The sequence below is a fragment of the Paenibacillus sp. NN59 genome, from assembly GCF_057597225.1.
On sequence record NZ_CP199678.1, the window covers coordinates 4,098,918 to 4,124,463 of the forward strand.

General features: G+C 46.8%; 22 protein-coding genes and 1 other annotated feature. Of the genes, 1 reads left to right on the forward strand and 21 read right to left on the reverse strand.

Annotated features, from left to right (window positions below):
• Positions 1–34 precede the first annotated feature (34 nt).
• Genes ACT89M_RS18020 through ACT89M_RS18030 form a run of 3 tightly spaced genes read right to left on the reverse strand, consistent with a single transcriptional unit; the run spans position 35 to position 1,895 of the window.
• Positions 35–796 (reverse strand): metallophosphoesterase, encoded by a 762-nt coding sequence (locus ACT89M_RS18020; protein ID WP_308723394.1) that lies wholly within the window; start codon positions 794–796, stop codon positions 35–37.
• Between the two features lie 56 nt (positions 797–852).
• Positions 853–1,305, reverse strand: coding sequence for a hypothetical protein (locus ACT89M_RS18025; protein ID WP_308723395.1), 453 nt, complete (start codon positions 1,303–1,305; stop codon positions 853–855).
• Positions 1,302–1,895: a type II CAAX endopeptidase family protein gene (locus ACT89M_RS18030; RefSeq protein WP_090917285.1), complete on the reverse strand. Its 594-nt coding sequence runs from the start codon at positions 1,893–1,895 to the stop codon at positions 1,302–1,304. The genes ACT89M_RS18025 and ACT89M_RS18030 overlap by 4 nt, the downstream gene beginning before the upstream one ends.
• 329 nt (positions 1,896–2,224) lie before the next feature.
• Positions 2,225–2,455, forward strand: a binding site (T-box leader).
• A 203-nt stretch (positions 2,456–2,658) separates the two neighbouring features.
• On the opposite strand from ACT89M_RS18030, the gene serA reads away from it, so the two are divergent.
• A complete protein-coding gene (gene serA, locus ACT89M_RS18035) occupies positions 2,659–4,254 on the forward strand; it encodes a phosphoglycerate dehydrogenase (RefSeq protein WP_090917287.1) in 1,596 nt (531 codons plus the stop codon).
• 79 nt (positions 4,255–4,333) lie between these two features.
• Here serA and ACT89M_RS18040 read toward each other — a convergent pair whose 3' ends face one another.
• From ACT89M_RS18040 to ribE, 18 genes are all read right to left on the reverse strand, one after another.
• Complete coding sequence (locus ACT89M_RS18040) at positions 4,334–9,244, reverse strand: BclA C-terminal domain-containing protein (protein ID WP_487344770.1); 4,911 nt, start codon at positions 9,242–9,244, stop codon at positions 4,334–4,336.
• Between the two features lie 194 nt (positions 9,245–9,438).
• The gene (locus tag ACT89M_RS18045; protein WP_308723171.1) at positions 9,439–10,836 is read right to left on the reverse strand and encodes an ATP-binding protein; all 1,398 of its coding nucleotides are present in this window, start codon (positions 10,834–10,836) and stop codon (positions 9,439–9,441) included.
• 55 nt (positions 10,837–10,891) lie between these two features.
• On the reverse strand, positions 10,892–11,608 hold the full coding sequence (locus ACT89M_RS18050; protein ID WP_110894386.1) for a response regulator transcription factor: 717 nt from the start codon (positions 11,606–11,608) through the stop codon (positions 10,892–10,894).
• Between the two features lie 139 nt (positions 11,609–11,747).
• Positions 11,748–13,010, reverse strand: coding sequence for a cytochrome c biogenesis protein CcsA (gene ccsA, locus ACT89M_RS18055; protein WP_154888521.1), 1,263 nt, complete (start codon positions 13,008–13,010; stop codon positions 11,748–11,750).
• Positions 13,007–14,680, reverse strand: a complete 1,674-nt coding sequence (gene resB, locus ACT89M_RS18060; RefSeq protein WP_154888519.1) for a cytochrome c biogenesis protein ResB — start codon at positions 14,678–14,680, stop codon at positions 13,007–13,009. Before resB ends, ccsA begins: the two co-directional genes overlap by 4 nt.
• 14 nt (positions 14,681–14,694) lie before the next feature.
• A complete protein-coding gene (locus tag ACT89M_RS18065) occupies positions 14,695–15,222 on the reverse strand; it encodes a redoxin family protein (protein WP_145413182.1) in 528 nt (175 codons plus the stop codon).
• 134 nt (positions 15,223–15,356) lie between these two features.
• Entirely contained in the window at positions 15,357–16,106 is a 750-nt protein-coding gene (locus ACT89M_RS18070; RefSeq protein ID WP_154888517.1) for a pseudouridine synthase, read from the reverse strand.
• Between the two features lie 222 nt (positions 16,107–16,328).
• Positions 16,329–17,147, reverse strand: a complete 819-nt coding sequence (locus tag ACT89M_RS18075) for a S1 family peptidase (protein ID WP_308723115.1) — start codon at positions 17,145–17,147, stop codon at positions 16,329–16,331.
• A gap of 63 nt (positions 17,148–17,210) precedes the next feature.
• The gene (locus ACT89M_RS18080) at positions 17,211–17,744 is read right to left on the reverse strand and encodes a spore maturation protein (protein WP_090922318.1); all 534 of its coding nucleotides are present in this window, start codon (positions 17,742–17,744) and stop codon (positions 17,211–17,213) included.
• 6 nt (positions 17,745–17,750) lie between these two features.
• Entirely contained in the window at positions 17,751–18,377 is a 627-nt protein-coding gene (locus ACT89M_RS18085) for a nucleoside recognition domain-containing protein (RefSeq protein ID WP_090922320.1), read from the reverse strand.
• A gap of 61 nt (positions 18,378–18,438) precedes the next feature.
• On the reverse strand, positions 18,439–19,626 hold the full coding sequence (locus tag ACT89M_RS18090; RefSeq protein WP_308723116.1) for a D-alanyl-D-alanine carboxypeptidase family protein: 1,188 nt from the start codon (positions 19,624–19,626) through the stop codon (positions 18,439–18,441).
• Positions 19,627–19,764: 138 nt separating this feature from the next.
• Complete coding sequence (gene ytfJ, locus ACT89M_RS18095; protein WP_090922394.1) at positions 19,765–20,238, reverse strand: GerW family sporulation protein; 474 nt, start codon at positions 20,236–20,238, stop codon at positions 19,765–19,767.
• Between the two features lie 231 nt (positions 20,239–20,469).
• Positions 20,470–21,207 carry a DUF2953 domain-containing protein gene (locus ACT89M_RS18100; protein WP_487344771.1) on the reverse strand — a complete coding sequence of 246 codons (738 nt, stop codon included), beginning with the start codon at positions 21,205–21,207 and terminating at the stop codon, positions 20,470–20,472.
• A gap of 231 nt (positions 21,208–21,438) precedes the next feature.
• Positions 21,439–22,131, reverse strand: a complete 693-nt coding sequence (gene scpB / locus ACT89M_RS18105; RefSeq protein ID WP_308723117.1) for an SMC-Scp complex subunit ScpB — start codon at positions 22,129–22,131, stop codon at positions 21,439–21,441.
• Positions 22,100–22,900: a segregation and condensation protein A gene (locus ACT89M_RS18110; RefSeq protein ID WP_308723118.1), complete on the reverse strand. Its 801-nt coding sequence runs from the start codon at positions 22,898–22,900 to the stop codon at positions 22,100–22,102. Before ACT89M_RS18110 ends, scpB begins: the two co-directional genes overlap by 32 nt.
• Before the next feature lie 103 nt (positions 22,901–23,003).
• Positions 23,004–23,471, reverse strand: coding sequence for a 6,7-dimethyl-8-ribityllumazine synthase (ribH, locus tag ACT89M_RS18115; protein ID WP_090922403.1), 468 nt, complete (start codon positions 23,469–23,471; stop codon positions 23,004–23,006).
• A gap of 102 nt (positions 23,472–23,573) precedes the next feature.
• Positions 23,574–24,815 carry a bifunctional 3,4-dihydroxy-2-butanone-4-phosphate synthase/GTP cyclohydrolase II gene (locus tag ACT89M_RS18120; protein WP_308723119.1) on the reverse strand — a complete coding sequence of 414 codons (1,242 nt, stop codon included), beginning with the start codon at positions 24,813–24,815 and terminating at the stop codon, positions 23,574–23,576.
• 52 nt (positions 24,816–24,867) lie between these two features.
• A complete protein-coding gene (ribE, locus tag ACT89M_RS18125; protein WP_090922407.1) occupies positions 24,868–25,536 on the reverse strand; it encodes a riboflavin synthase in 669 nt (222 codons plus the stop codon).
• Positions 25,537–25,546: the final 10 nt, after the last annotated feature.

Here is a 25,546-nt window from a genome sequence, read left to right on the forward strand (position 1 = left end):
AGAAAAATGTAATGTGCGACAAACAGCCCTGATCTTATTGATCAGGGCTATTTGTTGCAGGAACACGTAAAGTGATGAGATGTATCTCTGCGGGACAACCTAACCTGAAGGGAAGATGGTTTGTACCAAATCCCCGGCTTACAAGCAATTTTCCTGAACGAATATCTTCATCGCTACGTTTCAAGGAAAACCAGCCGCTCTTTACAGCCCGATAAGCCTTACTTAGCAATACAGGTCCTAACAATGGAACAACGATTTGTCCTCCATGGGTATGTCCACTCAGTATCAGATCTACATCAATGTCTAACCGCAATACTTCCAAAGGATCGTGAACTAATACGATTGTGGAGCAGCCATCCTTCGTATTTCGCAACAATTTCTCTGCCTGTTTCGAACGATAATCTAATCCGACCAATCGGACGTGTTCCGTTCCTTTTTGCAAGTATACATCCTGATCTTGAAGGAGCTGCACGCTCGAATCATCCAAAAGTCTAGATAAATGAGTCACGCCTGCTTTTTTGTCATGATTTCCATAAACGGTATAGGTTGGAGCCAAACTCGACAAAAGCTTCATATTTTGTCTGACAATCGACCAGGATATTCCCTCTTCAGCTATATCGCCCCCGATGAGTACCCAATCGGCTTTCCCCTTCAACTGCTCAACTTCTTTTGTTTTCAACAATCGTGAATGGGTATCTGATAAAAAAATAATCCTCGCTCCGTTGAAAGAGGCTGGTAGATGCACAAGTTCGACTTCGTCCTCTGTAATCACAGTTGTATGAGCCTCTCGCCACATATGAAAAAGAAGTAATAAAGCTACCACTAATGTGAGAAAGGATAAACTGACTAATATTACCACGGTAATGGGAGGAAGGTGTTCAAAGGAGGAGCTCCCTTAATCCCCCACCATACCAGACCAACGGTTAACATTATGAAAATAAAAATAAGTGAATTGACAAATCTTTTGCTCAATCTCAAACGTCGTGAAGGATGAAGTTCAGTTCGAGTGGGTAAAGAACCCGCTTCGGAAACTGAGCTTTCCTTCTGGTTTGCCGTTTTCTTAGAGCGACTAGGCGCTCGTTCCGGTAATACCGGACTTTCCAGTGCGGATGCACTCGACCCACGTTGTGATCTTGGTAAAGAAATTGAAGTAATTGGTGGAAGCCCCACTGTTTCGGTAGCAACTGCCGTTTCAGCAACGAAACTTGTCTGTGAAGCTGAGTTCCGCCCGGTTTTCTCTTTATTGTCCGAGCGACGCTGACGTTGGCTGCCATATGTTTTCACCCTGCTTAATGGCTGACTCATGATCCCCTCCGAAAACGTATCGCTAATCCAGATACTAGGTCAATGATAAAATGACACAGAATCGGTGCCCATAATGTGCCTGATTGCAAATAAATATAGCCCAATCCATAGCTCGACACAAACACCCATCCTGTAGGAATCCAGTGGCGCAGATAGCGAATATGAATAACTGCAAATAAGATACTTGTCCAGTATGGACCAATTGCATGTTGAATTGCGCCGCGGAAAAGCAACTCCTCACATACAGCCACCAAGGCTGCTATACATACAATATGCCAGATTGGACGTCCGCGAAACAACAGCTCGTTAATGCCACCATCATCCATACTTTCCTGAGGTATGACATAGGACAGTACCAAATCCATGACTAGCATAATCGCAGCGAGCCCAAGACCCCACCATAAAAACTGAAGATGATCAGGCAAGGCCAGAACTTCGAATAGATCCCTTTTCTGCAACAAAATCCATACGATCCCTACGATTAAAGTTAGCCCTTGGGTAAAGTAAAGGTTGATCAAGAGCAGACGTTCTGTTAATTGCTGCGGCTCGGCCTTCTGAATTTTAAACTTCGGAAATTTCTTTTTTTTCATTGCATGCGTCTGTCCTCTTAAGTTATTTGATAAAAATTTCATTGACCAATCCGATAGTATACTAAATGATAGCCAAAAAACCAATCCGGTTCAAGACCTGTCCCAAGTCCCGGTTGATCACATCAAAACGTTACTTCATTAATGCAGTGAACTTTCTTTCACGAAACAGTATGTTTAAAGCATTTAAATCTCAATAAAAATAATTCTAAGTAGATAGATTACACTCTCTGAAGGTCCGGAAATCACGGCCTCCAACCTTAAGAATTAAAACATTTAAGCCTATTGACATGCTCATGTAAGCCATGATACATTATGAAAAATTAGTTACGTCAAACACGATGATGGAAAAAAGACGTTGCTTTGTCTTTCAGAGAGCCGATGGTTGGTGTAAATCGGTGGCAGGCAGATGATCTTGAGCGCTCCTGAGTTATTGCATTGAAATTGGAGTAGGTGCAATCGGTTTAGACCCGTTATCCTCTTCGGTCTTCATTGACCGCTAAGACTGTCGTTGCGAAACGGCGGTGAATTAGGGTGGTACCACGACAACTCTCGTCCCTTATTGCGCAAGCAGTATGTGGATTGAGAGTTTTTTTGATTGTTTTTGATAAAAGAATCCTGTGGAATCACCCTGTTAGTTTACCCTACTCCTCTGCTACGACACCGCGTTGTTGGAGGGAAGAATCACTTTGGTTTTAAGGAACGTCTCCTGCCGGAGAACAAACCTTGACGATTATAGATATACAAACCTAAGGAGGAAGAAACCATGTACAAAGTGTTAGTGTCAGATCCAATCAGTGATCTGGGAATTCAGCAGCTGGTCGATGCAAGTGATGTCGTTGTCGAGAAGAAAACCGGACTTAGTGAAGATGAGCTTGTTGCCATTATCGGAGATTATGATGCCCTACTCGTTCGTAGCCAGACCCGTGTTACTGAACGTATTATGACGGCTGGCACCAATCTTAAAGTGATTGGACGCGCAGGAGTTGGCGTAGATAATATTGAACTGGAACCTGCTACACAACGCGGTATCATTGTCATTAATGCACCTGACGGTAATACCATTACGACTTGTGAGCACACTTTTGCCATGATGATGGCACTGGCACGACACATTCCGCAGGCATATGCCAAAACGATTCAAGGTACATGGGATCGTAAAACGTTCCTCGGTGTGGAGTTAAGAAATAAAACACTCGGTGTACTCGGTATGGGAAGAATCGGTAGCGAAGTAGCCAAACGTGCAAAAGCATTCGGAATGGACATTCTCGCTTATGACCCGTTCCTCACAGAGGAGCGTGCCGAGAAACTGCAAGTCAAGCTGGCAAGTGTTGATGATATTATCCGTAATGCGGATTTTATGACTGTACACACTCCACTCACCCCAGAAACACGTCATATGATTTCCCGTCCGCAGTTCGAAGTCATGAAAAAAGGCATGCGTATTATTAACTGTGCACGCGGCGGTGTAGTTGACGAAATGGCGCTTGTAGAAGCGATTGATGAAGGAATTGTTGCTGGAGCAGCATTCGACGTATTTGAAAGTGAACCACCTGCAGCAGATCATCCATTCCTGAATCATCCAAGCATTATCGTTACACCTCACTTGGGTGCATCAACCGTAGAGGCTCAGGAGAACGTAGCGATTGACGTATCTGAACAAGTTCTTCACATACTTCGCAATGAACCATTTAAAAATGCGGTTAATATGCCAGCTGTCGCACCTACCGTTATGAACAAACTGCAACCATACTTTAAATTGGGTGAAACGCTAGGTAGTTTTGCAGCACAAATCACTCAAAATGCAGTACAAGAGATTCGGATTGACTACGCGGGTGATCTGTCAGAAGTGGATACATCACCGCTCACACGTTATATAGTGAAAGGAATTCTGGCAAGACATCTGGGCGGAGAAGCCAATATTGTCAACTCCATGCACTTGGCCAAAATTCGTGATCTGAATGTTGTTGTGAGCCAAACCTCTGCTACAAAGGGATTCACAAACCTAATTACCGTAACACTCGTAACAACACAAGATGCTGAAGAACGCCGCGTGGCAGGTACGCTTCTTGCAGGATACGGCGAACGGATTGTTCGTCTTGATAAATTCCCTGTAGATATTGCACCGGAAAGCCATCAAATTTTGATCTCGCACAACGATAAACCGGGTATCATTGGACGTGTAGGTACTTTGCTTGGTCAAAATGACGTAAACATCGCATCCATGCAGGTTGGACGTAAAATTATCGGTGGTGCTGCGATCATGATTCTCACCGTTGATAAAGAAGTGCCAAAAGATGTGTTGGTTCAGCTTACATCTCTGCCTGAATTAAATACAGCTGTTGAGATTGTGCTCGGTTAACGGCATCATCAATACTTTGAAAAAGACGACGAGACCCACTAAGGATCTCGTCTTTTTTTGTACAAATGCATATTCGGATTTAACTTAATTGAATAATGGTCAATGTTGCACCTGGAGGCGAGAGGACGGCTGCGCCGGCGAGACCAAACAATTGGAGCTGGATTGAAGATCCCGCTGTTACAGTAACAATAAACTCCGACTGTAATTGATTAAGTGAGAGTGTTGGCGATACCACGCTCGCCGAAATAGCTGTCCCGTTAAGCAACACGCGAGATTGTATTGCCAACGCAGCAGTCAGATTGATTCGATAAGAGATAAAATAGCGACCGGCATTAGCCAGTGTAAAGGTATCACTTGTACCGTTGACAGTTATACCCGTGCCAAAATTCTGGTTGCTTGGTAATGCTATAAGAGTACCGCCCAAAATAACAACAATTGTACCGTTAATGTTCTCAGCAAATGCTGAGTTAGCAGTTACCGAAGTTCCTGTTACTCCGGTGGCTCCAGTCACACCCGTCGCTCCTGTTGCACCTGTAATACTTGCGCCGGTGGCGCCGGTTACTCCGGCTATACCCGTTGCACCAGTCACCCCGGTTTCACCCGTCGTTCCCGTTACTCCCGTGGCTCCTGTTGCACCCGTAATGCTTGCACCGGTGGCGCCGGTTACTCCGGCTATACCCGTTGCACCAGTCACCCCGGTTTCACCCGTCGTTCCCGTTACTCCCGTGGCTCCTGTTGCACCCGTAATGCTTGCACCGGTGGCCCCGGTTATTCCGGCTATACCCGTCGCTCCGGTCACCCCGGTTTCACCCGTCGTTCCCGCTACTCCTGTGGCTCCTGTTGCACCCGTAATGCTTGCACCGGTGGCCCCGGTTATTCCGGCTATACCCGTCGCTCCGGTCACCCCGGTTTCACCCGTCGTTCCCGTTACTCCTGTGGCTCCTGTTGCACCCGTAATGCTTGCGCCGGTTGCTCCAGTCACTCCGACGATACCCGTTGCACCAGTCACCCCGGTTTCACCCGTCGTTCCCGCTACTCCTGTGGCTCCTGTTGCACCCGTAATGCTTTCGCCGGTGGCTCCGGTCACTCCGGCGATACCCGTTGCACCAGTCACCCCGGTTTCACCCGTCGTTCCCGCTACTCCTGTGGCTCCTGTTGCACCCGTAATGCTTTCGCCGGTGGCTCCGGTCACTCCGGCGGTACCCGTGGCACCCGTTATTCCTGTTTCCCCAGTTACACCTGTCGCCCCTGCACTTGCAATCAAGGTGTAATCCGGCGAGGTGCCCGGCGTGCCCGTTGGCGAGGCCACATTCGTGATGTACGTGCTGCCATTGAACGTCACCACTTGACCGGCTGGATACGTCGGCGCTACTGCTGGATCAAACGCCACGATTCCGCTTAATCCTACACCCGTGGCCCCCGTTGTACCCGTAATACTTGCACCAGTTGCTCCAGTGACTCCTTCTATGCCCGTTGCTCCCGTAGCTCCAGTCACTCCAGCAATACCGGTCGCGCCCGTTATTCCCGTTCCCCCAGTTACACCGGTCAACCCGGCACTTGCAATCAAGGTATAATCCGGCGAGGTGCCCGGCGTGCCCGTTGGGGAAGCCACATTCGTGATGTACGTACTACCGTTAAACGTCACCACTTGACCGGCTGGATACGTCGGGGCTACTGCTGGATCAAACGCCACAATGCCACTTAGCCCTACGCCGGTGGCCCCCGTTGCACCCGTAATGCTTGCGCCAGTTGCTCCGGTCACTCCAGCAATACCGGTCGCGCCCGTTATTCCCGTTCCCCCAGTTACACCGGTCAACCCGGCACTTGCAATCAAGGTATAATCCGGCGAGGTGCCCGGCGTGCCCGTTGGCGAGGCCACATTCGTGATATACGTGCTGCCATTGAACGTCACCACTTGACCGGCTGGATACGTCGGCGCTACTGCTGGATCAAACGCCACGATTCCGCTTAATCCTACACCCGTGGCCCCCGTTGCACCCGTAATGCTTGCGCCGGTTGCTCCGGTCAATCCAGCAATACCGGTCGCACCCGTTATTCCTGTTTCCCCAGTTACACCTGTCGCCCCAGCAATTGCTAATAACGTATAATCCGGCGAGGTACCCGGCGTGCCCGTTGGGGAAGCCACATTCGTGATATACGTACTGCCATTGAACGTCACCACTTGACCGGCTGGATACGTCGGCGCTACTGCTGGGTCAAATGCCACAATGCCACTTAACCCTACGCCGGTGGCCCCCGTTGCACCCGTAATGCTTGCGCCGGTTGCTCCAGTCTCTCCGGCAATACCGGTCGCACCAGTTACACCAGTGCCTCCTGTGACTCCTGCACTTGCTAGTAACGTATAGTCTGGCGAGGTGCCCGGCGTGCCTGTGGGCGAAGCCACATTCGTGATGTACGTACTACCGTTAAACGTCACCACTTGACCGGCTGGATACGTCGGAGCTACTGCTGGGTCAAATGCCACAATGCCACTTAACCCTACGCCGGTGGCCCCCGTTGCACCCGTAATGCTTGCGCCAGTTGCTCCGGTCTCTCCAGCAATACCGGTCGCGCCAGTTATGCCCGTTCCCCCAGTTACACCTGTCGTCCCGGCACTTGCAATCAAGGTATAATCCGGCGAGGTGCCCGGCGTGCCCGTTGGGGAAGCCACATTCGTGATATACGTACTGCCATTGAATGTCACCACTTGACCGGCTGGATACGTCGGGGCTACTGCTGGATCAAACGCCACGATTCCGCTTAATCCTACACCCGTGGCCCCCGTTGCGCCCGTAATGCTTGCGCCGGTTGCTCCAGTCTCTCCGGCAATACCGGTCGCACCAGTTACACCAGTGCCTCCTGTGACTCCTGCACTTGCTAGTAACGTATAGTCTGGCGAGGTGCCCGGCGTGCCTGTGGGCGAAGCCACATTCGTGATATACGTGCTGCCCTCAAACGTCACCACTTGACCGGCTGGATACGTTGGCGCTACTGCTGGGTCAAATGCCACAATGCCACTTAACCCTACACCCGTGGCTCCTGTTGCACCTGTAATGCTTGCACCAGTTGCTCCAGTCTCTCCTGCTGTACCCGTTGTGCCAGTCACCCCGGTTTCACCCGTCGCTCCCGTTACTCCCGTGGTTCCCGTCAGTCCAGCAATACCGGTCGCACCTGTTATTCCTGTTTCCCCAGTTACACCCGTTACACCAGTAGCCCCTGCACTTGCTAGTAACGTATAGTCTGGCGAGGTGCCTGGCGTGCCCGTTGGCGAGGCCACATTGGTGACGTACGTGCTACCATTGAACGTCACCACTTGACCGGCTGGATACGTTGGGGCTACTGCTGGGTCAAACGCGACGATTCCACTTAATCCTACACCCGTCGCTCCAGTTGCACCAGTAATTCCTCTCGATCCTGTAGCTCCTGTTGGTCCTGCTCCAGCAAGTAATGTATATTCTGGTGAACTTCCAGGTGTACCCGTTGGTGAAGCCACGTTGGTGATATACGTACTACCATTGAACGTCACCACTTGGCCTGATGAATATGTTGGCGCAACAGCCGGATCAAATGGTATAACTCCCTCTAAACCTATACCTGTTGCTCCGGTTGAGCCTGCTCCAGCAAGCAACGAATAGTCTGGTGAACTTCCAGGTGTACCCGTTGGCGCGGCGACATTCGTAATATATGTGCTACCATTAGACGTTACAATCTGATCTGCTGGATATGTTGGCGCTTGAGCAGGATCGAATGGTACAATCCCAGTGAGCCCCACACCTGTAGCGCCGGTAGCCCCCGTCGGTCCTGCACCAGCGATTAATGCATAATCAGGTGAACTTCCAGGCGTGCCTGTCGGTGAAGCGACATTGGTAATATACGTACTACCATTGAACGTCACCACTTGGCCTGATGAATACGTTGGCGCTTGAGCTGGGTCAAAGGTGATAGCACCGTTAAGGCCCACCCCAGTAGCTCCTGTCACTCCTGATGCAGCGATCAATGTATAGTCCGAAGATGTACCCGGTGTCCCTGTCGGACCTGCTACACTGGCAATATAAGTACTGCCATTATAAGTAACCACTTGACCTGCAGCATATCCCGGCGCAAGAGCAGCATCAAAAGGAATAGCTCCAGAAAGTCCTACACCTGTAACCCCAGTTGCACCTGTAGAACCGGCGGCAAGCAAGAGCGTGTAATCAGGTGAACTTCCAGGTAAACCCACCGGGCCATTTACGTTAGCCACAAAAAGACTTCCATCATAACTAACTACCTGGCCTTGCGCATAAGTTGATCCAGCTGCAGGATTAAACGTTGTAATATTGTTTAACCCTACACCTGGAATTCCTGTCGCTCCTTGTGGTCCTTGTGGACCCTGCGGGCCTATAGGGCCGACAGCACCCGCAGCACCCACAGAACCAGTTGGCCCTGCTGCACCTGTTGGACCAGTAGCTCCTCTCAATCCAGGAACTCCAGGGACCCCTGGTACGCCTGGAACACCGGGAGGACCTGCAGCACCTGTAATCCCCCCCGTACCGAAAGTCGTTGTGGCTCTGCTTAACGAGATAGATATGGAACGAATTAATCCGACTAACCGATCTTTTACTTCGGGAGGTACCTCCAAAAGCAATGTTAAACTTAACAAGTCATCCAACAGATTTTGCAAATTCCCTGCGAGATTAATTAAAGCAACAGGAATGACTTCAGAAGAAGCAATGGTCAGTTCTAATACAGCTTGAAGCTCCGCTTTTACCCCAGCTCGGAACTCAGATTCATTAACAAAAGTAAGTAACTGACGTAATCCGTTCTGCAACGCAAGTATATTTGATGCACTCGGCTGACTAATTGCACTGGGAATGGTTACAGCAAGAGAACGAAGAATCGACTCATATTGCTCAAGTTCACTAGCTGTTATGGGTATAAACGGCGAACCTGCCCGGAATGATCTCCCTTCCAAAAACGCTTTAATATTTACTCTTTTACGTCCATCGGACATACTTTAATCAATCCTCCTTAGACATCTTATTTTTCAATCTTATGAAGGAGGTGTTCAAAAATTATCTTGGACATTTTTTTGCGGACAAAAAAGGATACGACCTTGTTCCACGTTGAACAAGATTAAACGGAATACTTCAACAAAAAAACACCCTCTATCAGAGGGTGTTTCGGCACATTTTGTTTAAAATCAACCTATTTCGAAGATTCTACCGGAAATTGTAATATAAACTCCGTTCCTTCACCAAGCACACTATTGACATGAATCGTGCCCTGATGAGCATCTACGATGTTTTTTACGATCGCCAAGCCAAGCCCGGTTCCCACACTTTCTCCCCGAACGCGAGCTTTATCCGCTTTATAAAAACGTTCAAAAATAAAAGGCAGGTCTGATGTAGGAATACCCACACCCTGATCTTTTACACTCACTCTGGCAAAAGGAGCACGCAAGTTAGTAACAAGCTCAGCAGAAATTTTCACACTTTTACCAACAGGTGTATGTCTGAATGCATTATCCAGTAAATTCGTGAATACTTGCTCCAGCCTGTCTTCATCTGCTTGTTGAAGTGAGATCATCTGCTGTTTGCATTCGAATTGAAGTTGAATCCCCTGTTCCTTCGAACGCACCATAAATTTGCGATAAATACGTTCGAGAAGTTCACCGAGTTCAACTTCCTTCATGTTCATGTCAGTATGCCCTGCATCCATACGGGCCAGATCAAGTAAATCCTTGACCAGTCTACCCATCCGCAGTGACTCATCGTGAATGACCTGAATCAGTTCTTCACTCTCTTCGGGCGATGTTGCCATCCCGTCAAGTAAAGCCTCGCTGTATCCCTGCATCATTGATAACGGTGTACGAATTTCATGAGATACATTAGCAACGAAGTCCCGGCGCATCTTCTCCATCTTCACTTCTTCGGTAACATCTCTCAAGACAGCCACCGCACCCCGTACCACACTATCTGCATACAAAGGGGCCATTTGAACAGACCATACTCCTTGTTGCACATGAACATTGGAACTCTGGTCCCCACCTTGCTCCATCACCAGTCTGAATAAGGTTACAAGCGGTTCGGGAACATCACGGGACGGGTTTGCAGAAGGATGACCATCCAAACCCTCATCCTCCTGAGCCCAGTCTAGAGCATACCAGGCCTGCATAATTTTCTCACCAAGCGGATTCGTCAAAATGACCTTGCCTTCACCATCAAAAGTAATCACGGCATCCGTCATGCTTCGCAGCACGCTCGCCAAATGTTCCTTCTCATGATTCAAATTTCGAATGGTATCTTCCAGTTGAACAGCCATGTGATTAAATGTATTTGCAAGTTCACCTATTTCATCATTGGTACGGAGAGAAAGTCTCGTGCCATAGTTCCCTTTACGGATGGCATTAGCTGCCTGAATTAATTGTTGCATAGGCTGTGTAATTTTGGTGAACAGAAATAATGCAAAAAACGTTGTTAGACTGAATCCAACAATGCAAATATAAGTAAACAGCCTTTTGATGTCCCTTGATTCTGACTCAGCAAAGTTGGTATCGATATAGGGTAACAGAAAGAGCCCTAGCGCAATCAGCACACAGCCCACAAGGCATATAATTGTGATCCATAACTTTCCAACCAGTGATCTCCAGAAAGCAAAGTTATTTCGGTACTTCCAGTTTATAACCGACACCCCACACGGTTGTTATCATCGCTGCCGATTCAGGTGATACCTTGTTCAGCTTCTCGCGAAGACGCTTCACATGGGTATCTACGGTACGAAGATCACCGAAAAATTCGTAGTTCCATACATCCTTAAGCAATTCTTCTCTGGAGAAAACCTTATCTGGCGATGTTGCAAGGTAATGCAACAACTCATATTCTTTAGGTGTCAAACTGATCTCTTCACCACCCGCAGTCACGCGGTGTGCATCATGCTCAATAACAAGATGTGGAAATACAATATTGTTGCTTGAATTGCTCTCCTTCGAAAGATACGCTGTTGCAGAAGAGCGGCGCAGAATAGCCTTCACCCGATAAATCACTTCACGCGGGCTGAATGGCTTTACCACATAATCATCTGCCCCTACTTCAAAACCTTGTACACGGTTAATCTCTTCCCCTTTTGCGGTAAGCATTAATACAGGGGTAGATTTGACCTGACGAAGCCGAGTGCATACCTCAACACCATCCATACCTGGTAGCATAACATCCAGCAAAATCAGGCCGTAATCTCCGGCCGTTGCTTTACGAAGCGCTGTTTCGCCATCCTCTGCTTCATCAATTTCGTAACCTTCTTTTTCAAGATACATTTTAAGTAGCCTGCGGATTCTTTCTTCATCATCCACAACCAAAATACGATTCTCATGTTCTGACATGCCCACTCAAGCCCCTTTACAATAACTCCTCATCACTTCTATTATGTTCGATCTTGCGAACAATATTTGAATACCCGTTTTACTGGAACGGGTATATCATGAATTACCGTTGTTTTGCCACTACTTTTAACTGACTTTACTAGTCTGCTCCAGCATAGGAATGCAATCCTGCAATGATCAGATTTACACCAACCAGTGTAAACATAACAACCAGGAAACCGAGCACAGCAAGCCAAGCGGACTTCTGTCCCTGCCATCCTTTGGATAAACGCAAGTGCAAATACACACTATAATACAGCCAAGTGATCAGTGCCCACACTTCTTTAGGGTCCCAGCCCCAGAAACGACTCCAGGCAATTTGTGCCCAGATCATAGCAAAGATCAGAGCTCCCAGCGTAAAAATAGGGAATCCAATCGCAATAGCGCGATAACTGATCTCATCAAGGTCATCCGCGTCAATTCCGTTCATCATCGGCTGTAACGCTTGTCCAAGCGGTCTGCGTACAATTAAACGAATGATTCCATATAAAATCAGACCCGTAATGATTGACCAGATGACTGTATTCAGCTTACGTCCTGCATTCACGCCATTCATCCATGAAGGCGTCTCAAGCAACGGCTCCTTCATTCCAAGGAACGGTTTCAAGCTCTCCACTTCACTATTATATGGAGCAAAAATAGGAGGCATGCGATAAATCACTTTCTCTATTGTACTATTTTCTTCTCCCTTTGTGTCAATGGTGACTGTTTTCTGTACAAAAACGGCCTCATAACCGGATGCACGGAAGGCAAACACGGTTCCAATAAATCCGATCACCACAACGATGGTAATGAGCGTAAACTCCACCCAGCCGCGCTGACGACGAGAAGATTTGTCTTTTCCACTAAAATCAACGGTACGAAGCAGATACATAAATCCCGCAGCAAAACCTACTGCAAAAAACGCTTCACCCAAAGCAGCCAGCGTAACGTGGATCTTCAACCAAATTGATTGTAATGCGGGAATCAATGGCTGAACTTCCTGCGGAAATACGGCTGCATATGCCATAATGATAATCGTGAGCGGAAGTGCAAACAAGCCCAGCAGAGATTTGCGGTAAATTGCGTACACAACGATAAACGCTACCATAATCATCATGGATAAAAAGGACATGAATTCGTACATATTACTTACCGGAATATGGCCTGCACCAATCCAGCGGGTGATAAAGAAAACAAAATGTGCTGTCAACGCAACCGTAGATGCGATAAACGCCCGTTTACCCCAACGATTCAAATGATCGATCGGATCGCGGTTACTCCATTTCTTGCCCATGACGGCCACTGCATATAATAAAAACGCAGCACAATACAGAAAAAAAGATACGATAAATGCGTCGCTGCTGAAATCCAGTATATTCATGCTTGGTTCCCCCCGTTATCCAACGACTTCTCATCCACTTCCAGATTCATCTGTTTCAAAATGCCAGCAACTTCTCGTCTGAAGCCAAACCAGTTTTTGTTGGTATGCCCGCCAAGCGTAATTCGCTCATCATCGAACCGAATCCAAATGCGTCTATGATGCCAGTAAAAGCCCATGACAAGACCCAGCATTACAATGCCTGCCCCTACCCATACAAAAGGCATCGCTTTGTCCACACGTATATTCAGGTAGCTTACCGATTGAATAAGATCTACCTTGTCCATACTGTCGACCTCCAGTTGTAATGGAAGTTCCCCTCCTACAAGCTGGCGGTTGATTGCATCCTGTTGAAAACGTTGCTTGTCAATTTGTTTGGCAAAATATAAGTATTGAATCCCCTTCTCTGGTAGATCCGGACCTTCAATATGAAAAAGAAATGCAGGTGCATTGGGTGAAGGTGATTTTGATTTTGGTTCTCCCTTATCATCCAGAGCAAAATCCATAAATTTTTCTTTCACCGTCAATGTATATGGTCCTGCCTCAAAGGTGCGTTGCGTGTCCATCATGTCAATCTTCAAAGAACCGTATACTTCGCCCGTTTTCACATTGACCAGATCCGGTGTCACCGAGCGAATCGTCGGGGTTAGATCGTAGTCAAACTGGTATGCCTTAAGACCTTGGTAATTCAGTGGCTGGTTCACCCGTACGTCATGTCTTGCAACCTCTACAAGCTGAGGTTTTTTGGAGAGATCCGAACAATCGGCTGTGCATTCGTACAAAACAACCTTGGTTTCAAACAACTTGGGAACTGTTTTATTCAAATTTTTGAACTGCTCAGGAACCTCGTCGTCACTATAAAACTCCACATTAAACTTCTCATTTTTCAGATACATGGACGTGTTTGGAATTTTTTTAATTTCCCCTTCGGGAAAAGCAACATGTTCGTCCAGATTAAGACCTGGAAGTCCGCGAGCGAGTACAGCGAGCAGAAAAATAATAAGTCCGATATGAATCACATAAGGACCCCAACGGCTAAAACGTTGCTTCTCCGCAAGCAAAGCATCCCCTTGTGTGTGAACACGATATCCTTTCTTACGAAGCGGCGTAACCGCTTTCTTAATCCACTCTTCAGGTGCCTCTTCAATAGAACCTTGATACACAAGTCGCTGCCGCGTCAGGAATTGCAGATGTTTCCGTATCCGCTGCTTGTTCAGCGCTTTGTACAGTGGAAGCACACGATCCAGACTACAGATCACAAGCGATGCTCCGATCATTACCAGCAGTAGAATAAACCACCAGGATTCATATGTATGAGACAGTCCGAGAAGATAATAAATATGGCCTAACTGACCATAGGTTTCTTTGTAATAAACCGAAGGATCAATATTCAGAAATGTACTTTCTTGCGGGTAGATCGTACCTAGCATGGAACCAACGAGCGTGAGCACAATCATATAAACTGCAATTTTGACAGATGAAAAGAAATTCCATATGCGATCAATAATATTGGGATTACTTCGCTGTGAACGCCGGGCCATCCCATCATAACGCATCTCTAACACGTCATTCGATTGAGCGGTTTCCTCCAGAAGCGGCTTACCACACGCCTCGCACAATACGGTTCCTACCGGATTCTGGTGACCACACTCACATTTCGTATTTTGGAACACAAGTAGACCTCCTGTCAGGGCTGCTTCGCCAGCTGTGAGATTTGAGCGTCAAGTGTGTCCAAATCCAATTGCCCGATATGAATCGTGGAGATTTTTCCCGTTTCAGATACGAAAAACGTTGTTGGCATCGGAGAGATCCCATAGTCTCGAACGGAGTTTTTATCCCGGTCTAACATAATCGGAAATGTAACACCCACCTGCCGTACAAAATTATCTACCGTCATCTGATCTTCTCCAACGTTGATTCCAACAAATTGCACACCTTTATCTTTCCATTTGTCAGCCTGCGCTTGAAGAGCAGGCATCTCTTTCACACAAGGCTCACACCATGTGCCCCAAAAATTGATAACCATCGCTTTTCCTTGATACTCATCAGACGTATGAACTTGACCATCCAGGCCCAGCAGTTCAAAAGAAGGGGCTCGATCCCCTTCCTTTGGCTTGCCGTTCGAGCCGGATACCGATGTTGTAATCGCGTATCCACCCAACACCAGGATCAAGCACAAAATAACGATTTGCACCGTTCTTCTTGATTTTCCCATGTGCTGCTCCCCTTTAAAGTGACGATATTATTGATTTGCCTTCTTGTTATAGAAACTGTGAACACTCTATGAACAATTATAGCGAATTTCGTCACAAATCTGCGGCGGTTTTATGAAAATTATGTGTCCTCACATTACCTTTTTTTCATTTTTTTGGCGGGTTCCGATTTTGCGAGCGTAATCAGATTGTTAACTTCCTCTTTGGTCAGATTACGTGTCAGCCCTCTTTTCAGATTTTGCAGCAAAATGCCTCCAAACGAAATCCGCTTCAGACGTGTTACCGGATGATTGATTGCCTCAAACATACGTCTTACCTGACGGTTTCGTCCCTCATAAATCGTAATCGAAATAACAGCTTCATTGTTTGCTGTGTCCACATCTTTGTACTCGACCTCTGCTGGCGCTGTCATACCGTCTTCAAGCATAATTCCATTTTTGAGCTTTTCCAGTTCCGTACCATGTGGTACCCCTTTAACTGTTGCCAGATACGTTTTGGGTACGTGATGTTTAGGATGCGTCAGCAAGTGCGCAAATTCGCCATCATTGGTCAGAATAAGCAGCCCTTCGGTATCATAATCAAGACGTCCTACCGGATAAACACGTTCCTTAACGCCTTTCAGATAATCCGATACGATTTTCCGGCCTTCCGGGTCTGATGCGCTTGTAATAACCCCTTTAGGTTTATTCAGCATCAAATACACTTTTTTCTCACTGCGGATCGGTTTTCCATTGACCGTAATGATATCCTCTTCGGGGTTTGCTTTCGTACCCAGTTCGGTTACGACCTCCCCGTTAACTTCCACTTTGCCGGACAGGATCAGTTCCTCACTCTTGCGGCGGGATGCAATGCCTGCCTGCGCGATAATTTTTTGTAATCTTTCCATGTTTGTCATGTCACCTCACACTAATGATACCCATCCAACCGGGAAATCACAAGGATTATCCAATGTTTTTGTGAACGTTCGAGCTTTATCGCTAATTTGTGCGTTGTAGAACAGATATTTTATAGTCTCGATATACAAAAAAAGCTTACCCTCGCCACGGCTGATTTCGTTCAGACCACGCAAAGGTAAACCCTTATCATCTATTTAATTCGTAGTTCATTTCTAATTCGCAACTTTGCCTGCCACCACAACCGGCTTTTTCGCTGGAACAGCTGCTTCTTTCACAAATGTCTGCAATGTCTTTGAAGAAATAAAATACGTCCGTCCACCATATACAAACGTCATCATGCCAATGACCTGTTTATTCTGATCAAGCACTGGTCCACCTGAATTGCCTTGAGCCATTGCTTTGACGATGCTTCCAATGCCTACTTTTCCCGGTACTTCACTCGCCAGAGCACTAAATACCCGACTCTTCGCTATCGTGTTGTATGTCGAAGGAAAATCATCATCTAATATGACAAGATCTCCCGATGGGTTTTTAGGAAATCCAATGGTATAAACAACCTGATTGTCCCTCGCATCAGCAAACTTCACCGGTTCAGCGTCAATCGGTTTGTCCAGCTTGAGTAAAGCCATATCCGTTACAGGATCAGTTTTAACAATTTTAGCTTTAACCGCCTGATTGAGCGCACCTGGGCTCGCAACCGTCAACGTCCCTTTATCTCCGCCAGACAGCTCAGCGAATTCCTGAACAACATGGTAATTGGTTAATACTTCATCTTTCGATATTAGAATCGAAGTTCCCACGTCATAATAAACCATATCCGGTTCATTTGCTTTAACCAAACGCACATTAACAACCGGAAAAGAATCGGCCGTAGTCGCCATTTGAGCACGTAATGATTTGTCAAAATAACCTGTAAAATGAATCGTCTGTTCAGCTTGAGCACCTGCTAACCCTGTCGAACCTGCAAGCATCGTTATAGCGAGCATACTTGTCAACACGTAACGGAGCATTCGTTTCCAACTCTTCTGCATGTCTCACTCTCCTCCGTTATTATTCTAGCATAACTAGTATATCGGTAGGAAAGGAGTAATAGTTTAACCAAAAACGATCAAACAAATGGCAAGTGCAGCTATGAATCCAACGACATCCGAAAACAATCCAACCTTAAGCGCGTACCGTCCGTTCCGAATACCAACTGCTCCGAAATACACAGTTAGCACATATAACGTCGTATCCGTACTGCCTTGAATGGTAGAGGCCATCCGGCCAATCATGGAGTCAGGGCCATACGTTTTGATCAAATCCGTTGTAAATGCAAGCGAGCCTGTCCCTGTTAATGGTCGTAATATCCCTAGCGGAAGGACTTCTCCAGGCACACCCATCCACGAGACGAGAGGAGTGAAGAACTGAATCACAAAATCCAGTGCTCCCGAGGCACGAAAAACACTAATGGCAACCATCATTCCCACCAGATGTGGGATGATGCTGATTGCAGTCGAGAAGCCGTCCTTGGCCCCATCAACAAAGGATTCATAGACCGGGACCTTTTTGGTAAACGCATATAATGGAACAAACGCGATAATAACCGGAATGGCCCAGACAGATATCCAGTTAATGAAGGTTAACAAGGTAGCTCATCCTTTCATGCCGGGATTACCGCTCTTGGATATACGCGGCGATCTGCGGAGAGTTCTATTTCGATACCAGCGATCAGCCATAATGGCAGCAAGCGTAGCTATAATGGTAGCCATTAAAGTTGTGCCTACAATCTCCGTGGCGTTCGCAGAATGATAGTTCAACCTGATCGCTATCAGCGTTGTTGGAATAATCGTAATACTCGCGGTATTCAGCGCCAGCAGTGTACACATAGCAGGGGATGCAGTCTGCTTGTCAGGATTCAGTTCCTGCAATTGTTGCATCGCCTTAATTCCCATGGGCGTAGCCGCATTCCCTAGTCCAAGCAAATTTGCACTCATGTTGGATAAGATGTAACCCATAGCCGGGTGGTTTTTGGGTACATCGGGAAATAGAAATCCGACCACCGGGCCAAGAAGTTTTGCAATCCGTCCAAGAAGGCCGGCATCTTCGGCCATTTTCATCATTCCCATCCAGAATACGAGTACACTGATCAGACCGAAACATACCGTCACACCGGTTGCCGCACCATCAAATGCTGCCTGGGTGACCACTTCAATCTTCCCGTTCACTGCCGCAAAAACAAAGCCGATCAAGATCATCATTAACCAGATCAGATTGATCATTGGAATCATTCCTCCCAGTAACAGCAAGCACAAGAGCGATCTTTCTATCCTTAAATCAAAATCAAGGTGATAACAGTCGACTTAGCACTGCCTTCCAGGCGGAAACCCAAGTCGTGACCTCTCCTATTCCACCTATAGTAGCATCTGCGATGGGTGGCTCTGGCGGAATATAGCTACCTTTGTAATACACAGGTATCGAGCCGATTGGTTCGCCTTTCAACTGCATTTCAATTCGCCCGGCTAGTCCAAACGAAGGATCTGTTGATTGTTTATTCTCTGTCACAGCGTCCTGTGTACGTTTATCCAGCAGAACCAATGTCTTGGTTATGTCTTCCTGTTCTCCTTTGGCGAGCGGGTATTTAAAACCACGCCCTGTTACGAGTTCCATGTTCTGAACAGGCTGTTCCTGTTTGGCAATCTCGATTAGTGGGAAATGTTCAAAGCCGAAATCCAGCATCTTCGCATGATCGTTCCAGTCATCGCCATCGTTAAGTGTCACCGCGGCCAGCTGTTGCCCGTCACGAGTCGCTGAGCTGACCAGGCATCTGAATGCCTTTTTGGTGTATCCAGTTTTCACCCCATCCGCACCTTCATACAAGCGAAGCATTTTGTTTTTGTTATGCCAGGAGTACTCCCAGCTTTCATTCGGATTGGGGGCGGATTTATTTTCTGTTGCCACGATGCGTTTGAATACCGGGTTATGGAGCGCGTAAGCCGTTAACCTCGCCAGATCGTTTGCGGTAGAGTAATGACCTTCGGCATCCAGACCATGTGGGTTCATAAAATGAGAACGAGTCAAACCGATCTGCTCTGCCTTTTTATTCATAAGCAAAACAAAACCTTCTTCCGAACCGCCGACATGCTCAGCAATTGCCGAAGCCGCATCATTACCTGAGCGAAGCATAAGACCGTATAACATATTTTCTAGTGTCATCTCCTCGCCCAGTTTAAGGTATAGCGAAGATCCTTCTTTGGCAAAAGAAGATGGTGTAACCTTGACCTTTGCATCTAACTTACCTTCTTCAATCGCAACGATGGCAGTCATGATTTTAGTCAAACTTGCGATGCGCGACTCTTTGTCCCCATCTTTACTATACAGAATTCGCCCTGATGTCACATCGATGAGCGCTGCACTTTGCGCATGAGTAGACGGTCCAGCAATGGTCGCCTGAACTGACGATGCACCCATAGTTGAAAGTAACAGTACAGGCAAGAGCGTACCTACAATAACCTTCATTAATTTTCGCATCCACATTCCTCCGGGTCGCTTGGAATCTTGTACTATCCTATGTCTGGACAACCCGGAGTATGTCCCGCACAGGAAAAAACAGCAAAAATCCCCCTTGCACCTTAAAGTGCCAGAGGGATTACGAATTAATCATATGACTCAGCTATACGTTGTATGATCCGTTGTCACCCGCACATCATGTTCTGTTGTGCCATGATTACGGTGGCGGAACATTTCCTGAATGCGATCGAGTACATAAGGTGTTGAATCAATCAATTTTTCAAACAAGTGCGTCGAATTGTCAAGCGGCACGATGTGCACACCTTGCTTGCCAACAACCAGAAAAGCGATTGGACGGATGGATACACCCCCACCACTACCACCGCCAAATGGGGAAGCAACCTTTGCGGAATGAGCATGTTCCGTTGTGCTTGATGCGTTGTTACCTTTTCCATCACTTACATTAAAATCACTTCCGCCTGCCGCGAAGCCAAATCCAACTTTACTAATCGGCAGAATGACCGTACCATCCGGTGTTTCTACAGGATCGCCAACGATTGTATTGACATCCACCATGCCCTTGATATTTTCCATTGCAGTTTCCATTAATCCTTGAATTGGATGATCTGACATGTGACTTCCCTCCAGTTTCAATAATAAACTATATCCGTTGAGCTTAAGCAGATTAACACAAACAAGTTGTGTCAATGATTAATCAACTTATATAGGTTTTTGATCTAACCATATCATCCCCAAACTTGCAGGACTTATGTAATCAATACAGGGAATCGTTATCGCATGTTCTCGTCGCAGAACCTTAACACCAATACAGTGGATTCAATCTCAGGCTAGTTAAGTTCTGCTTTAACGAGCTTCCTTTTCCGCAATGTGCCTATGCTTCTTCTTTTGCTTTGATTTGCGGCGTTGCTCCCGAAGGAGTTTAATCCACATTCGCCAGCCACCCTCGACCTGCAGCACGCGGGTAAGCAGTCTCATTCCAGCAATTAAGATGGCCGTCATGCGGATTCGCAGTTTGAAATCCAGTTCTGTTCGAAATTCCATCTCGTCGGACCATACCGGAAGAACCTCAAGGTCAGGCACCGTTTTGAAACGCATTTGGTACGTTAAGAAGCCAACAATCATGGACTTAATACTCCATAACCAACCTGTTAGCATTGCTGTGTAAGCAGCATCACCTACACCAACCGCAGTAGACCAGAACAGATTCGTTATATATACTCGTCTGAGCGTCTGTCTGACCCATACTTTCAGAGCCTCTGTTGCTCGAAGCATCACCTTGACTTCTTTTACCCAGTTTTTTACTTTTCGTTTGTTCACCTGCTCGCTACCCAAAACTTCTCCTCGGGAATGGTTCATGGACTGTTCTGTTTTAAGCAAGAAGCCTTCTTTCATATTTCGGAAAACAATGCTCGGAATTTCGTAATTCATCCGCACGAAGCCATACAGCAGTCGAACATTGATATTTGCGTAGTCATCGCTCTTATGTTTGCGAAATATAACATGAACATGAACATTTGAGATGAGGACTGCGGCAATCAGCAGTGCGATGAACAAACCGATTCCTCCAAGCCAGATCCACACAGGCCTTACCTCCAAGCCCTCGATTCTTATCATGTCTAGTATGGCATTCCTTGCTGGAAAAAATTCACGAATGCCATGAAATTCCCCAATTTTTGCCGAAATCACCATCGAAATGCTCGATATCGTATACATCTTTCCAGACAACTTCACCGCTGTTCTGGAGAAAATACAAAAAGACAACGTGGATCGATCTCCACATTGTCCTTATATGGCTTTAACTATTAGCATTTATTAGGAGGAGGAACCCGAAGAATCATCCTCTGGATCTACAGCGATATCTTCTTCCGGGAATGCTGCTTCCTCTTCAAAATCAAACACGCTTTGTACGTCAGTATCCGAGACATCCGGCTGATTCATGTCCAACTTGTTGAATAACAACTGCGTTTCTTCCTCCAAGTTTTCCGAATCTTCAAACAAACCCGGTTCGGGAAGATCTTTAATCGAAGCTAGTCCGAAATAATCAAGGAATGACTTCGTTGTTCCGTACAATATCGGGCGTCCAATCGCTTCCGCTCTCCCCACTTCAACAATGAGATCCTTGTTCACGAGTGTATGGATGGCACGCTCCGATTTCACGCCACGAATCTCCTCAATCTCTACCCGTGTAATGGGCTGACGATAAGCTACAATGGCCAAAGTTTCAAGCGCCGCTTGGGATAACGATGTACGTGCAGGAGAGTAAGCAAGCTTCTCAAAATAGGCCGCATGTTCCGGCAATGTTCCGAGTTGCACGACACCTGCAATCTTCAGAATCTGCACACCTCGCCCTTGCCTTGCAAAATCGACGATCATGTCCTCAATGGCATCCGTAACCAGTTCTACCCGCTGGTCCACAATTTCAGCAATCTGTTTGACACTTAGACCTTCTTCTCCGGACAAAAACAAAAGGCCCTCAATAATCGACTTCAATTTCGGAAAATCCATGATTCGTTGTTTCCCCTCTCCACTCCATAACGATATCCTCAAACAACCGTTCCTGGTAACAAACAATCTGCTTCATCTTCATCAGCTCCAGCACTGCTAGAAACGTAACCACGATCTCATGGCGATATATCTGATCATCCATAAGCTTGGAAAATAACAACCGCCCCCCAGGACCTAAATGCTCCAAGGCACCAATAACTTCACGTATGCGATCCTTGACCGAAATTTCGTCCCTTTTGATCCGGGTGACCGTTGTACGCTTCTCAGCCTTTCGAAGTGCTTTCTGAAACGCCGCGATGAGATCAGAAGTATGCAGACCTTGCACCGGATTCGTTTGTTCCTCCATAGGCATATAAGGTCGCAAATCTTCGGGCTCTTTAGAAAAAATAAGACTGCGTTCCCATTCCCGTTCATGCAGATGCCGCGCTATTCCTTTATATTTGCGATATTCGATAAGGCGTGCAATCAGTTCGGCACGCGGATCATAATCCTCATCTTCCATATAATCATAATCCTTGAAATCCTCGATTACCGGCGGTTTGGGCAGTAAAAGTTTGCTCTTGATGGACAGCAGCGTAGCTGCCATCACCAGAAATTCACTTGTTATATCCAGTTCCAGCTCCTGCATGGAATGCAGATACGCCATGTACTGATCGGTAATATCGCTGATGGGAATATCCTGGATGTCGATCTCAGCCTTATCAATCAGATGCAACAACAGATCCAAAGGCCCTTCAAAAGTCTCCAGTTTGTATGTAACTACCGTCACTAGACGAATCCTCCCGCCAGAAAAATACAAAACCCTGCCAGCCGTCCGAAACCGGTATCCCGATTTCGTCTGCGCAAAGCAGGGCACTACTATTAAATAAGCACTATTTTAGCTGTTTCGTCAAGTTCGCCATTTCAATTGCAGCTGTAGCAGCATCCCAACCTTTATTGCCGGCTTTCGTTCCTGCACGCTCAATCGCCTGTTCAATGTTCTCCGTAGTAACCAATCCAAAGATGGTCGGCACCCCTGTTTTCAGATTAATTGCCGCTACCCCTTTAGCCATCTCGTTGCAGACATAATCATAATGTGTTGTTGACCCACGGATAACCGTTCCGAGTGTGATGACTGCATCGTATTTGCCGCTTTCGGCCATTTTCTGAGCGATAAGCGGGATTTCGAAAGCTCCCGGTACCCAAGCTACATCTACTTCATTATCTTGCACACCGTGACGTTTGAACGCATCCAGCGCCCCGCTAAGCAACTTGCTCGTAATAAATTCATTAAAACGTCCAACTACCACGCCATATTTTAAACCTTCCGATACCAAATGTCCTTCAAAATAGTTAGGCATTATCGTCATCTCCCTGTCGATATATAATGTTATAGGTGCTGCAATTGAACATGTGAAATCTCCAATATTTACATATCAGAAAAATATCGTGAGTAGCTGAAATCACTGTTCATTCTGCTCGATATCATCAAACTTGAGCATATGGCCCAATTTGGCTTGCTTGGTGTGAAGGTAAGCTGTATTATCTTCATTCTCCTGCATCTGAATCGGTACACGCTCTACCACTTCCAGACCATATCCTTCCAAGCCTTTAATTTTCCGTGGATTATTCGTTAATAATCGAATCTGACGAACATTAAGATCCTTCAAAATTTGTGCACCAATCCCATAATCGCGCAGATCAGCAGCAAAACCAAGCTTCAGATTGGCATCCACTGTATCCAGACCTTCTTCTTGCAGCTTGTAAGCCTTGAGTTTGTTGATTAAACCGATCCCACGGCCTTCTTGTCTCATATAGAGCAGTACGCCATTACCTTCATCATGAATCTGCTTCAGCGCCGCATCAAACTGCGGGCCACAGTCACAACGGTGAGAGTGGAACACGTCGCCAGTCAAACATTCGGAGTGAACACGAACCAATACAGGTTTGGAACCGTCAATATCCCCTTTGACCAAGGCAACATGTTCTTTATTATCCACTGCATTCGTATACGCCACTGCCTGGAATTCGCCAAAGTCCGTCGGCATACGCACGGAAACTTCACGTTGCACCAGCTTCTCCTTCTCATTCCGGTAACGAATCATGTCCTGGATACTAATCAGTTTCAGATCATGCTTACGTGCAATCTCCTGCAGGTCAGGAAGTCTGGCCATCGTACCATCCTCCTTGATCACCTCACAGATGACACCTGCGGGGTAAGAGCCGCACATGATCGCCAGATCAACTGCCGCTTCCGTGTGTCCGGCACGACGCAACACACCGCCGTCTTTGGCAATGAGCGGAAACATGTGACCCGGCTTGCGAAAATCACTGCTTTTCGCATTCGGATCAATCAAACCTTTAACGGTAATGGAACGCTCATGCGCCGAGATTCCCGTCGTTGTATCTTTGTGATCCACAGAGACCGTAAAAGCTGTCCCATGGAAATCTGTATTCTGCTGAACCATCGGTTTCAAATTTAATTCATCTGCCCGCTGCTGCGTAATGGGAACACAGACGAGTCCTCGACCTTCGGTAATCATGAAATTGATGACCTCAGGGGTTGCTTTTTCAGCCAAAGCAATAAAATCCCCTTCATTTTCCCGATCTTCGTCATCGACCACAATTACGGGTTTACCCCGCATCAAATCATAAATAGCTGCCTCAATTGAGTCCAGAATGGATGGCTCGGATTGTTCTGACATCAGCTGCACCTCCTGTTTCCAGTTCTATGTTTTATCCCTGTCTTTCCTATGTTTATGCAAACCCGTGATTGGAGAGAAACTCTTCACTAAGACTGCTTGGCTTGCCTGTTCTCGTTTCCGCATGGCTCTTGCCGTATTGCAACAGATGATCTACATATTTCCCCAAAATATCACATTCAATGTTGACGGTATCTCCTGTCTTTTTGACATTCAAAACCGTTTCCCCAATCGTATGGGGAATAATCGAAACCGTGAAGGAACTTTGAGTCGTCTGTACCACTGTCAAGCTAATCCCATCCAAAGTGACCGAACCTTTTGGAATTAGAAATTTGAAAAGTTCATGGTCACCCGGTCTGATCTCAAAAACAACTGCATTCTGATCCCGAGTAATACTACCGATAACCCCAGTCCCATCCACATGTCCCTGCACGATATGACCGCCGAATCGTCCACCGGACAACATGGCCCGCTCCAGATTAACCTTACTGCCGGACTGAAGCTGATTGAGATTGGTGTGTCGATACGTTTCCGGCATGACGTCTGCGGTAAAACCTCCGCCTTCCAGCGTAGTCGCGGTAAGACAAACCCCGTTAACCGCAACACTGTCACCAATTTTTAGATCGTCCATAATGACAGAAGCAGCGATGTTCAGAACTAGGGCCTCACCTTTACGGCCAATGCGCCGGATCTGACCGACTTCTTCCACCAAACCCGTAAACATGCTATCTTCC